The sequence below is a fragment of the Streptomyces chilikensis genome (genome assembly GCF_001642695.1).
Classification (GTDB): Bacteria; Actinomycetota; Actinomycetes; order Streptomycetales; family Streptomycetaceae; genus Streptomyces; species Streptomyces chilikensis.
Window position 1 is genome coordinate 3,178,504 of the sequence record NZ_LWCC02000005.1, and the last position, 10,451, is coordinate 3,188,954.

Genomic DNA, 10,451 nt, shown 5'->3' on the forward strand with positions numbered 1-10,451 from the left:
GTGTCGCCGCAAGTATCGCCGTGACGGAGCGATTACGCACGGGCGTTGCGGGATCCCGCCCCTCGCCCGCCGCCCCTCGCCCGCCGGCCGGTGACACGCCCGGAGGGCGCCGGGCGGTTTCCCGCCCGCGCGCGCCCGGGCCGCGCGCGGGCGGTGTCGGCGCACGGGACCAGGGTCCGGGCCATGACCGACGAGCGGATCCGGGCCGGACGAACCCGTGCGGCGTGGGCGCGGATCGAGACGTGGCTGGAGGAGAACGCGCCCCGCACCCACCGGCGGTTGCCCGCGCCCGCGACGGAGGGCCGGCTGCGCGCGCTGGAGCAGGAGCTCGACCTGAGGATCCCGGCCGATGTGCGCGCGTTCCACCTGATGCGCGACGGCACCGGCCCCGCCTCGGACTTCGCCTGGCCGGTGTCCCACGACGATCCCGAGCCGACCGGGTACCTCCTGCCCGACGGCGAGGGGATCGGCCCGCTGGAGCACCTGGGCCAGTGGTTCGAGGGTCCGGTCGCGGACGCCCGCCTGGACGGCCGGCCCGGGCTGCGGTACCTGCCGATCACCACCGTCGACCCGGACGGCTTCTACGGCACCTTCGTCGACTGCACTCCCGGCCCGGGGTACGGGCTGCTCGGCGGCTACGCCGAGGCGGACTTCCCGACGCCCGGGGAGACGACGTTCGCCGCGTACCTGACCGTGTTCGCGGACGCGTTGTACGAAGGGCGGAGTCTTCTGGGCCAACGGGCGGGTGTGACCGACGGGCGCCTGGAGTGGAGCCAGGTCCCGCCCGGCGGATCCGGCCGTCCTCGCCGCCGCTGCCTCGTGAGCTGCCGGGCCCCGCGGCCCACGGACATGATCCACCGGGCAGGACCCGGAGCTCACCGCCGGGTGGGGGCGCCGCCCCGGTGAGCCGCCCCGGTGAAGCGCAGCGTGCTGCCCGGGCGGGCCTGGGCCGCGTGGTCGAGGTCGTCGCGGAGGACGACGGCGATCACGGGGTAGCCGCCGGTGACGGGGTGGTCGGCGAGGAAGAGGACCGGGCGCCCGCCGGGCGGGACCTGGAGGGCGCCGGGCACCATGCCCTCGCTGGGGAGTTCACCCTCCACCGCCCGCGGCAGCGCGGGCCCGTCCAGCCGCATGCCCACGCGGTCGGACGCCGCCCCCACCGTCCACGCGGCCGACAGCAACTCCCGCACCGCCCCCGGGGCGAACCAGTCGTCACGCGGCCCGGGCCGCACCCGCAGCACGACCTCGCCGCGCTCCGGCGGGACGGCGGCCACCGGTGCCAGGTCCACGCACGGCGGCGCGGCGGGGGCAGGCCCCGCCGGCAGCACGTCGCCGGCGGCCAGCGGCGCCGGCCCCAGCCCTGCCAGCACGTCACGCGACCGGGAGCCCAGCACGGCCGGCACCGCGATCCCGCCCCGCACCGCCAGGTAGCTCCGCAGTCCCGCCGTCGGCGTGCCCAGGGTGAGCCGCTGCCCCGCCGCCAGGTGGACCACCGAGTTCATCGCCCCCACGGTCAGCGGGCAGACCGCGCCCGTCACGGCGACCGTCACCGCCCGCAGCGCCCGTACCGAGAGCCCGCCGAAGGTGGCCTCCACCCCGGCCGCGCCCTCCTCGTTGCCCACCAGCCGGTTGGCGAGCCGCAGCGAGCCCCGGTCGGCGGCTCCCGAGAGCCCCACGCCCACCGCGGCCAGTCCCGGCCGCCCCAGGTCCTGCACGGTGGCCAGCGGTCCCGCCGCCAGCACCTCCAGCGCCGCCGTCACGACCGCCCCACCTCCTCGAACCGCACCCGGGCCCCCGGCCGCAGCAGGGCCGGCGGATCACGGTCCTCCCGCCACATCGCCAGCTCCGTCCGCCCGATCAGCCGCCAGCCGCCCGGCGAACTCCGCGGATACACCCCGCTGAACTCCCCGGCCAGCCCGACCGCCCCGGCCGGCACCCGGGTGCGCGACTCGGTCCGGCGGGGCACGCGCAACGCACGCGGCCCGCCGGTCAGATAGGCGAACCCGGGCGCGAACCCGCCGAAGGCGACGGTCCACTCGCAGCCGGTGTGCAGCCGCACGACCTCCGCCGCCGACAGCCCGGTCAGCTCCGCCACCTCGTCGAGGTCCTCGCCGTCGTAGTGGACCGGAACCCGTACCGGCGGGCCGGGTTCGCGCCCGGCGGAGACCGGATCGCGCCCGCGCACGTCCTGTTCGACGCGCGCCGGGTCCGCTCCCGGGGCCAGCCGCAGCAGGACCGTACGGGCGGCCGGGACCAGGTCCGTCACGCCCGGGGGCGGCTCCCGCTCCAGGGACCGGTACAGGCCCAGCGCCTCCTCCAGCGACCCCACCTCCACCAGCAGCCCCTGGTCGCCGCACGGCAGGAACCGCACCTCAGTCCTCCCCGCCCGCGAACGCCCGCAGCGTCACGCCCGCCCCGGCCAGCCGCTCCCGCACCGCCCGCGCCACCGCCACCGCGCCGGGGCTGTCCCCGTGCACGCACAGCGAGTCCGCCCCGATCCGCAGCGGCGTGCCGTCCACCGCGGCCACCGGCTCGCCCAGCGCGATCCGCACGCACCGTTCGGCGATCGCCTCCGCGTCGTGCAGCACCGCCCCCGGTTCGCGCCGCGGCACCAGCGTCCCCTCCGGCGTGTACGCCCGGTCCGCGAACGCCTCGCGGAACACCCGCAGCCCCGCCGCCTCCGCCAGGGCCAGCCACCGCGAGCCCGGCAGCCCCAGCACCGCGCACCCCGGGTCCCAGTCCCGCACCGCCGCCACCACGGCGGCCGCCTGTGCCTCGTGGTGGACGATCGCGTTGTACAGGGCGCCGTGCGGCTTCACGTACCGGACCCTCGTCCCCGAGGCCCGCGCGAGGGCGTCCAGCGCGCCGATCTGGTACAGCACGTCGTCCGCCAGCTCGCGCGGCTCCATGTCGACGAACCGCCGCCCGAACCCGGCCAGGTCCCGGTACCCGACCTGGGCCCCCACCGCGACTCCCTCGGCGGCGGCCCGCCCGCAGGCCCGGCGGATCACCGTGGGGTCCCCCGCGTGGAAACCGCACGCCACGTTCGCGCTGGTCACCACGGTGAGCAGCGCGTCGTCGTCGCCGAGCTCCCACCGCCCGAAGCCCTCGGCGAGGTCGGCGTTGAGATCGATGCGCACAGTGCTCACCACGGGGATCACCACTTTCGGTCCGGCCGGCTGCGCCCACGTTTCCACGCCGGCGGCCCGCCGCTCAACACACCGGGGAGGACGTGGCGCCCTTCGACTATTCACTCAGTACATGTACGTAGTGCATACTGCTCGGCATGAGCACCCGTCACATCCTGCTGGGCCTCCTCTCCTCGGGGCCGAGTCACGGCTACGACCTGAAGAGGAGGCACGACGAGAGGTTCCCGCAGGCGCGCCCCCTGGCGTACGGGCAGGTGTACACGACGCTGCAGCGGCTGGTCCGGGACGCGCTGGCCGAGGTCGAGGGGACCGACTCCGACGGCGGCCCGGAGCGGACCGTGTACCGCGCCACGGAGGACGGCGAGCGCGAACTCGCCCGCTGGGCCGGGGAGACCGCCCCGCCCGCGCCGTTCGTGGCCAACGAGATCTTCGCCAAGGTCGTCGTCGCCATCCTGTCCGGCGGCGACCCCGCCGCCTACCTGCTGAGACAGCGCGACGCCCACATGGCGCGGATGCGGGAGCTCACCAAGGTCAAGACCACTCCCGGGGCCGACCTCGCGACCGTTCTCTCGGCCGACTACGCCCTCAGCCACCTGGACGCCGACCTCCGCTGGATGACCACCACGGCGGACCGGCTCTCCACCCTGACCGCGGAGGTCACCGCACGATGAGCGCCACCACCGAACCGCTGCTCGCGGCCCGAGATCTCGTCAAGGCCCACGGCCGGACCGACGCCCTCCGCGGCGCCTCGGCCGAACTCCACGCCGGGGAGGTGCTCGCCGTCACCGGCCCCAGCGGCAGCGGCAAGTCCACCCTGCTGCACTGCATGGCCGGGATCCTCCGGCCGGACGGCGGCAGCGTCCACTACGAGGGCCTGCGGCTCGACACCTGCACGGAGGACCGGCTGAGCGCGCTGCGCCGCACCGACTTCGGCGTGGTCTTCCAGTTCGGGCAGCTGATCCCCGAGCTCACGCTCACCGACAACGTGGCCCTGCCGCTGATGCTCGCCGGCACCTCACGGCGCGAGGCCCGCGCCCGGGCCGGCGAATGGCTCGGGCGCTTCGGCGTCGGCGACCGGGCGGACGCCCGGCCCGGTGAGCTCAGCGGCGGCCAGGCCCAGCGCGGCGCGCTGGCCCGCGCCCTGGTCACCGGCCCGCGCGTCGTCTTCGCCGACGAGCCGACCGGGGCGCTCGACTCCCTGGCGGGCGAACAGGTCATGACGGAGCTGGTCTCCGCCGCCCGCGCCTCGGGCGCGGCCGTACTGCTCGTCACGCACGACGCACGGGTGGCCGCGTACGCGGACCGCGAGATCCGGCTGGCCGACGGCCGTGCCGCGGTGACGGAGGGAGCGGTATGACCGACGACGTGAAGCTGGCCTGGCTGTTCACCCGGGGCTCCGAGCGCAGGGAGTGGTGGCGCTTCGGGCTGACGGCGGTGGGCGCGTTCTGCGCGGCCGGGTTCGCGGCGGCCGCCGCGGCGCTGGCCTCGCTGCGCGGCGGGGTGTACCGCATCCCGTACGCGGAAGGGCTCTTCGACCGGCCGGGGGAGCGGGCCGGAGTCGTCCTGGCGCTGCTCCTCCTGCTGATCCCCACCCTGGGCTTCCTCGGCCAGTGCGCGCGGATCGGCGCGGTCCACCGGGACCGCCGGATGGCCGGCCTCCGTCTCGCCGGGGCGTCGCCGCTCCGGGTGCGGCGGATCGCGGCGCTGGAGACCGGGCTCGCCTGCCTGGCCGGTGCGGTGCCCGCGGCGCTGGTGGTCGGGGCCGCGGTGCTGGGCGTCGGCGCGCCGCCGGCGCTCCTGTGGGCGGCCGTGGCGTCGGCCGTCCTGCTGGTCCCGGTGGCGGGCGCGCTGGTGAGCGTGGTGGCGCTGCGCCGGGTGGTGGCCTCGCCGCTGGGCGGGGTGCGCAGGGAGCGCAGGACGGCCGGGAGGGGAACGGCGCTGACGGGCGTGGCGGTGGTCGGCGGGGCGATCCTGCTGGGCATCCTCGGCGTCGCCTACGCGGGCCGGCTCGGCCTCGACGCGCCCCTGGTGCTGTTCGTGGCCTTCCTGCTGGTGGGCCTCGGCGCGGTGTGGGTCAGCGGCTCCTTCGCCAGGCTGACGGGACGCCGCCTCGCCGGCCGCGCCGAGAACCCGGCCGTGCTGATCGCCGCCGAACGGCTGCGCGACGACCCGTGGGCCGCGGCCCGCACCCACGCGGCCGTCCTGCTGCTCACCGTGGTGGCGACCGGCTACACGGGCGTCCGCCAGGCGCTGATGGACGACCTCCTCGCCGCCGGCTCCTACCCTCCGGAGAGCCTCGACTTCTATGTCACCGGCCTCGACCTGACGGCCGCCGCCGTCGGGATCGGCCTGCTGATCACCCTCGCCGCCGTCGCCGTGGGCGCCGCCGAGGGGATCGCCGCCCGGCGCCAGGGGCTCGCCGGGCAGGTCGCGGCCGGCGTGCCGCGGCGCGTCCTGAGCCGTGCGCTGCTGCTGGAGACCGCGCTGCCGCTCGCCCCGGCGGTGGCACTCGCGGCCGTCGGCGGTCTGGCCATCGGCACGTTCTACGCCACGGCGGTGGGCGGCGGCCTGACGCTGCCGTGGACCGCGCTGCCGGTGCCGTTCGCGGTGTACGGCACCTGTCTGCTGGCCGCCGCCACCGCGATGCCGTTGCTGCGCCGCACGGTCCGGCCCACGGAGCTGCGGCACGACTGAGCCACCGCCAGGGGGAACGGGGGAAGGGGCGGCGCCCGGAAGTGGTCCGGGCGCCGCCCCTCGTCGTGCGGGACGCCGGTCAGGCCGTCACAGCGCCTTCGGCGGGATCGGCGACGCCGCCACCGACTGCGGGGAACTGCTGCTGGCGAAGGCGGACGGCGCGGCCATCCCCGCCGCCGGGTCGGCGGCCGGCTCCTCGGTCACCTGCTCCGGGACGCCGATCATGCGGATGCCCGCCGCGTCCAGCGCCCGCTTCATCCGCCAGCGCAGCTCGCGCTCCACATCGACCGCCTTGCCGGGCATGGTCCGGGCGGTCACCCGGATCACCATGGAGTCCAGCAGCACGTCGTCCAGGCCCAGCACCTCGACCGGACCCCACAGGATCTCGCTCCAGGGCTCCTCCTTGGTGATCCGCTCGGCGACCTCGGTGAGCACCGACCTGACCCTGTCCAGGTCCTCCTCGGGCCGCACGTTCACGTTCACCCCGGCGGTGGCCCAGCCCTGGGAGGCGTTGCCGATGCGCTTGATCTCGCCGTTGCGGACGTACCAGATCTCACCGTTGTCGCCGCGCAGCTTGGTGACCCGCAGGCCCACCTCGATGACCTCGCCGGTGGCCACGCCCGCGTCGATGGTGTCGCCGACGCCGTACTGGTCCTCGAGGATCATGAAGACGCCGGAGAGGAAGTCGGTGACCAGGTTCCGCGCGCCGAAACCGATCGCCACACCGGCCACACCGGCCGAGGCGAGCAGCGGCGCCAGGTTGATCTGGAAGGCGCCCAGCACCATCAGGAACGCGGTGCCCAGGATCACGAAGGACGCCACGGACCGCAGCACCGAGCCGATCGCCTGCGAACGCTGGCGCCGCCGCTCGGCGTTGACCAGCAGTCCGCCCAGCGTGCCGCCCTCGGTGGCGGACGTGTTGCGGTTCATCCGGTCGATCAGCCGGGTGATGGCCCGGCGCACCAGCATCCGCAGGACCAGCGCGACCGCCACGATCAGCACGATCCGCAGGCCCACGGCCAGCCAGGTGGTCCAGTTCTCCTGGAACCAGCCGGCGGCCTCGGTCGCGCGCTGCTGGGCCTCCTCCAGCGACGGCACGCTCGGCGTCGGGGCGGGAGAGGTGCCGGTCGAAGGGGACGTGGACGGGTCCGGGCCGGCGGCCGGAAGGGCGACGGACAGGGACACGGGGGATACCTCCAGGTGCGGTGGCTGCCCCGGCGGGACGGGCACGGCGACGAAGCGGAAGCCGAAGGGCAGCACGACCACACTAACGGGGCAAACCGGGTGGCCCCCTCGGTTCGGGGAGAAGAGAGACAGGCCTCACCAGAGGATGAGGAGGAGGCGGGAGGTGCCCCCGTGCGCCGTGGGAGGGCCGGTGCCGGCGGGGCGCCCGGGGCGTTCCTGTGGCCAAGGCCACGGCCCGTCGCCGCCACCCCGTCGTTCCCACGTGGTGGCGCCGCGACCAGGGCAGAGGGGAAACTGACTGCGGATCGTCCCGGCGCGAGCCACGCGCCGCCGGCGTACAAGGAGGCACCGTGCCGCATGTCCTGGTCCTCAACGCGTCGTACGAGCCGCTCGGCGTCGTACCGCTCCGCCGCGCGCTCGTCCTCGTCCTCGAGAACAAGGCAGTCTGCCTCGAGGAGACCGGCGCCCACCTGCACAGCGCGACCCTCTCCCTGCCCGCACCCAGCGTGGTCCGGCTCAAGCGCTTCGTCCGCGTCCCCTACCGGGGACCGGTGCCGCTGACCCGGCGGGCCCTGTTCGCCCGCGACGGCGGGCGCTGCATGTACTGCGGCGGCATCGCCACCAGCGTCGACCACGTGATCCCCCGCAGCCGCGGCGGGCAGCACGTCTGGGACAACGTGGTGGCCTCCTGCCGTCGCTGCAACCACACCAAGGCCGACCGCCACCTCGGCGAGCTGGGCTGGCGGCTGCGCCACAAACCGGCCCCGCCCACCGGTCTGGCCTGGCGCATCATCGGCACCGGCCACCGGGACCCACGCTGGCTGCCGTACCTGCGGCCGTACGGCGCGGACGAGGCACTGGCCCGGATCGACGGCGTCTCCGCCTGACACCGATCCGGGCCTTCGCACCCCCGGGCGCCTCCGCCGGGTGCCTCCGCCGGGCGCCGCCGCGCCCCGTTCGGGGGAGGAACGGGGGAGGGGATGTCTGGCACGCCGCTCCGTGGGTAGCCAACTGTCCGGGCGTGCTCGACCTCGACGAGGAGGAACCGTGGCCGGACCGGAACAGGGAGGGCCGCTGGCGCGGCTGGCGGAGCTGTACGGCGTGGCCACGGAGTACCGGCCCGCGCCGGACCGCACGGTCGCGGTCCCCGAGGAGGCGGTGACCGCCGCGCTCGCCGCGCTGGGCGTGGACACCGCGGACCCCGCCGCGGCGCTGGCGGCGCGGGAACGCGAGCTGGCGCGCCGGCTGCTGCCGCCCACGGTGGTGCTCACCGGGCGGGAGCTCCCCGCCCTGCCCGGCGGGACCGCCCTGCGCGTCGTCACCGAGGACGGCGGCACCCGCACCGGGGACGCCTGCCTCGACGGGCTCCCCCACGGCGTCCACCGGCTCACCGCCACCGCGCCCGACGGCCGCACCGGCGAGGCCCACCTGATCGTCGCCCCCGACCGCGCGCCCGGCGTGGAGGGACGGCACCGCGGCCTGCTGGTCCAGCTCTACTCGCTGCTCTCGCACCGCTCCTGGGGCATGGGCGACCTCGGTGACCTGGCCGACCTGGCCGGCTGGGCCGGACGCGCCCTGGGCGTCGGCTTCGTGCAGCTCAACCCGCTGCACGCGGGCGTGCCGGGCCCGCCGGTGGACCCCTCGCCGTACCGGCCGTCCTCCCGGCGCTTCCCGGACCCCCTCTACCTGCGGGTCGAGGAGATCCCCGAGTCCGCCCACGTCGCCGAGGAGGACCGCCCGCGCCTGCGCGCCCTCGCCGAGCAGGCGGCCCGGCTGCGCGAGGGCGTGCTGGCCAAGGACGCGCGGATCGACCGCGACGCCGTCTGGGACCTCAAGCGCCGCGCCCTGGAACTGGTGCGCGCGGTGCCCCTCGCGCCCGGCCGGCGCGCCGCCTACGCCGACTTCCTGGCCCGCGAGGGCCGCGCCCTGGAGGACCACGCCACCTGGTACGCCCTCGCCGAGGCGCACGGCACCGACTGGCACCGCTGGCCCGAGCGGCTGCGCGACCCCCGGTCGCCGGAGACCGCCCGCGCCCGGCGCGAACTGGCGGACCGCGTCGACTTCCACCGGTGGCTGACCTGGCTCGCCGACGAGCAGCTCGCCGCCGCCCAGCGCACCGCCCGCGAGGCCGGGATGCCGGTGGGCCTGATCCACGACCTCGCCGTCGGCGTCCACCCCGGCGGCGCGGACACCTGGGCGCTGGGCGACTGCTTCGCCACCGGCATGTCGGTGGGCGCCCCGCCCGACGCGTTCAACGCGCACGGCCAGGACTGGGGCCTGCCGCCCTGGCGCCCCGACCGCCTCGCCGAGACCGGCTACGCCCCGCTGCGCGACCTGCTGCGCGCCCGGTTCCGGCACGCGGGGGCGCTGCGCATCGACCACGTGATGGGCCTCTTCCGCCTCTGGTGGGTCCCCCAGGGCCGCCCGCCCACGCAGGGCACCTACGTCCGCTACGACGCCGACGCCATGCTGGCGGTCCTCGCCCTGGAGGCGCACCGGGCCGGCGCCGCCGTCATCGGCGAGGACCTGGGCACGGTCGAGCCCGGCGTCCGCGAGGCGCTGCGGGAACGGGGCGTGCTGGGCACCTCGGTGCTCTGGTTCGAACGCGACTGGGAGGGCGGCGGCCGCCCCCTCGCCCCCGAGCAGTGGCGGGCCGACTGCCTGGCCACCGTCACCACCCACGACCTGCCGCCCACCGCCTCCCGGCTCACCCACGACCACGTGGACCTGCGTGACCGGCTCGGTCTGCTCACCCGGCCGGCGGAGCTCGAGCGCGAGGCGGCGGCGGCCGAACTGGGGGAGTGGCTGGCCGAGCTGGACGACCGCGGCCTGCTGGACGGCAGCCGCGAGGAGGACGTGATCAGGGCCCTGCACCGCTTCCTGTGGCGGACCCCGGCCCGCCTGGTCGGCGTCTGGCTGCCCGACGGCGTGGGCGACCGCCGCCCGCAGAACGTCCCCGGCACCTCGGACGAGTACCCCAACTGGCGGCTGCCGGTCGCCGACGGCGAGGGCCGCCCCGTCACCCTGGAGGAGCTCTCCTCCTCCCCGCGGCTGCACGCCCTGCTGGCGGGCCTCGCCGAACCGGCGCGGGAGTCCCCGGAACGGCGCCCGCCCGGCCGACACACCGGGCGGTAGGGCACCCCGGACGCGCGACCCCTCCCCGCGTTGGGTACCTTGGGCGCCGTGGACAAGAAGAACGCCCTGCGCACCGGCGCCCTGGCCGCCGGCACGACGCTGATGATGCTGCTCATGTCGTCCCCCGCGTTCGCGCTCATTCGCGACGACGGTGACGACCCCGGCACCGGCCTGAGCGTCGTCGAGACGTTGGGCCTCTACGTCGTCGCCCCGATCGTCATCTTCGCCGCGATCACCGGCCTGGTGATGGTCCTGGACAAGTCCAAGGAAGAGCACCGGGTGACGTCG

The 10,451-nt window shown here is 76.4% G+C and carries 11 protein-coding genes; 7 read left to right on the plus strand and 4 right to left on the minus strand.

Annotated features, from left to right (window positions below; genetic code table 11):
• The first annotated feature begins 183 nt into the window (after positions 1-183).
• Positions 184-906, plus strand: coding sequence for an SMI1/KNR4 family protein (locus tag A2U95_RS14140; RefSeq protein WP_166022488.1), 723 nt, complete (start codon positions 184-186; stop codon positions 904-906).
• Here A2U95_RS14140 and A2U95_RS14145 read toward each other — a convergent pair.
• Genes A2U95_RS14145 through A2U95_RS14155 form a run of 3 tightly spaced genes read right to left on the minus strand, consistent with a single transcriptional unit; the run spans position 876 to position 3,149 of the window.
• Positions 876-1,760: a 5-oxoprolinase subunit C family protein gene (locus tag A2U95_RS14145; protein ID WP_166022490.1), complete on the minus strand. Its 885-nt coding sequence runs from the start codon at positions 1,758-1,760 to the stop codon at positions 876-878. The two genes, A2U95_RS14140 and A2U95_RS14145, sit on opposite strands and share 31 nt — an antisense overlap.
• Positions 1,757-2,371 carry a 5-oxoprolinase subunit B family protein gene (locus A2U95_RS14150; protein WP_166022492.1) on the minus strand — a complete coding sequence of 205 codons (615 nt, stop codon included), beginning with the start codon at positions 2,369-2,371 and terminating at the stop codon, positions 1,757-1,759. The genes A2U95_RS14145 and A2U95_RS14150 overlap by 4 nt, the downstream gene beginning before the upstream one ends.
• A gap of 1 nt (position 2,372) precedes the next feature.
• The gene (locus A2U95_RS14155) at positions 2,373-3,149 is read right to left on the minus strand and encodes a LamB/YcsF family protein (RefSeq protein ID WP_206282978.1); all 777 of its coding nucleotides are present in this window, start codon (positions 3,147-3,149) and stop codon (positions 2,373-2,375) included.
• 137 nt (positions 3,150-3,286) lie between these two features.
• Here A2U95_RS14155 and A2U95_RS14160 point away from each other — a divergent pair, with 137 nt between their 5' ends.
• Genes A2U95_RS14160 through A2U95_RS14170 form a run of 3 tightly spaced genes read left to right on the plus strand, consistent with a single transcriptional unit; the run spans position 3,287 to position 5,843 of the window.
• On the plus strand, positions 3,287-3,820 hold the full coding sequence (locus A2U95_RS14160; protein WP_166022494.1) for a PadR family transcriptional regulator: 534 nt from the start codon (positions 3,287-3,289) through the stop codon (positions 3,818-3,820).
• Complete coding sequence (locus A2U95_RS14165) at positions 3,817-4,506, plus strand: ABC transporter ATP-binding protein (protein ID WP_166022495.1); 690 nt, start codon at positions 3,817-3,819, stop codon at positions 4,504-4,506. Before A2U95_RS14160 ends, A2U95_RS14165 begins: the two co-directional genes overlap by 4 nt.
• A complete protein-coding gene (locus A2U95_RS14170; protein WP_166022497.1) occupies positions 4,503-5,843 on the plus strand; it encodes an ABC transporter permease family protein in 1,341 nt (446 codons plus the stop codon). The genes A2U95_RS14165 and A2U95_RS14170 overlap by 4 nt, the downstream gene beginning before the upstream one ends.
• 87 nt (positions 5,844-5,930) lie before the next feature.
• Here the strand turns inward: A2U95_RS14170 and A2U95_RS14175 are convergent, their stop codons facing one another.
• Positions 5,931-7,028 (minus strand): mechanosensitive ion channel family protein, encoded by a 1,098-nt coding sequence (locus A2U95_RS14175; protein ID WP_166022499.1) that lies wholly within the window; start codon positions 7,026-7,028, stop codon positions 5,931-5,933.
• Between the two features lie 350 nt (positions 7,029-7,378).
• On the opposite strand from A2U95_RS14175, the gene A2U95_RS14180 reads away from it, so the two are divergent.
• The 3 genes from A2U95_RS14180 to A2U95_RS14190 all read left to right on the plus strand — a co-directional run.
• A complete protein-coding gene (locus A2U95_RS14180; RefSeq protein ID WP_166022501.1) occupies positions 7,379-7,915 on the plus strand; it encodes an HNH endonuclease in 537 nt (178 codons plus the stop codon).
• Positions 7,916-8,075: 160 nt separating this feature from the next.
• Positions 8,076-10,163, plus strand: coding sequence for a 4-alpha-glucanotransferase (gene malQ, locus A2U95_RS14185; protein WP_166022503.1), 2,088 nt, complete (start codon positions 8,076-8,078; stop codon positions 10,161-10,163).
• 48 nt (positions 10,164-10,211) lie between these two features.
• A partial coding sequence (locus A2U95_RS14190) for a hypothetical protein (RefSeq protein WP_166022505.1) occupies positions 10,212-10,451 on the plus strand: 240 nt, incomplete at its 3' end.

What these genes read in the sequence shown, in the direction of transcription:
- A2U95_RS14140 (WP_166022488.1), top strand. Translation starts at nt 184, where the DNA reads ATGACCGACGAGCGGATCCGGGCCGGACGAACCCGTGCGGCGTGGGCG.
- A2U95_RS14160 (WP_166022494.1), top strand. Translation starts at nt 3,287, where the DNA reads ATGAGCACCCGTCACATCCTGCTGGGCCTCCTCTCCTCGGGGCCGAGT.
- A2U95_RS14165 (WP_166022495.1), top strand. Translation starts at nt 3,817, where the DNA reads ATGAGCGCCACCACCGAACCGCTGCTCGCGGCCCGAGATCTCGTCAAG.
- A2U95_RS14170 (WP_166022497.1), top strand. Translation starts at nt 4,503, where the DNA reads ATGACCGACGACGTGAAGCTGGCCTGGCTGTTCACCCGGGGCTCCGAG.